The organism is Mesorhizobium sp. M7A.F.Ca.US.006.04.2.1 (assembly GCF_004022915.1).
GTDB classification, from domain to species: Bacteria; Pseudomonadota; Alphaproteobacteria; order Rhizobiales; family Rhizobiaceae; genus Mesorhizobium; species Mesorhizobium ciceri.
This window is the reverse complement of record NZ_RZQA01001477.1, coordinates 1-763: the sequence shown is the minus strand read 5'-3', so window position 1 is coordinate 763 and position 763 is coordinate 1. Positions and strand designations below refer to the sequence as shown.

Annotated in this window: 1 protein-coding gene and 1 pseudogene; both read left to right on the top strand. The window is 63.3% G+C overall.

Annotation, left to right across the window (positions count from 1 at the left end):
• The coding region (locus EN925_RS38175; protein ID WP_128337482.1) for an ABC transporter permease subunit at positions 1-292 on the top strand (292 nt) is incomplete at its 5' end.
• A pseudogene (locus EN925_RS38170) lies at positions 292-763 on the top strand (hypothetical protein); the annotation flags it as partial. The gene EN925_RS38175 and the pseudogene EN925_RS38170, both read left to right, overlap by 1 nt.

The following is a 763-nucleotide window of genomic DNA, read 5'->3' as shown; positions in this document are numbered from 1 at the left end:
ATTATCGACTTTCCTGGGCGTGACCCTGAAACTGTCGTTGCCGGGCGTCATGACCGGCTTCTCGCTGGTCATGATCCTGCTGCTCGGCGAATATCTGATCCCGACGCTGCTTGGCGGCGGCAAGGTGTTCTTCATCGGCAATGCGCTGGTCGACCTGTTCCTGCAATCGCGCAACTGGCCGTTCGGATCGGCCATCGCCATCACACTGGTGCTGGTATCGGTGGTGGTGCTGATTGCCGCAAACCGCATTTCGACCCGGGTTTCGGGCGCGCGCCGGGTGGATCTGATCTGATGCGGGCTTTCGTCATTGCGGTGTTCGCTTTCCTCTATCTGCCGATCGCGCTGGTGGTGCTGTTTTCTTTCAACGCCGGCCACCATGCCAGCGAGTTCACCGGCTTTTCGGTGCAATGGTACGGCAAGGCATTGGCGAACCCGTTCCTGGTCGAAGCGCTGAAGAACAGCCTGTTCATCGCCACCACCAGCGCCTTGCTGGCGGCGCTGTGCGGCACCGCGGCGGCACTCGGCCTGGCGCGCGTCGGCGTGCGGACCCGCGCGGTCTTCGACGCACTTCTGGGCGCCGCGATCGTCGTTCCGGGCGTCGTGATCGGCATTTCGACTCTGGTCGCGCTCGTCCAATTGTTCACCGTCGTCAATCCGTTCCTCGCCTCGATCTGGCCCGACGACCAGCCGCCGCGGCTGGTCGTCGGGCCAGATCGAGGCGAGGAACGGATTGACGACGGTGAACAATTGGACGAGCGCGACC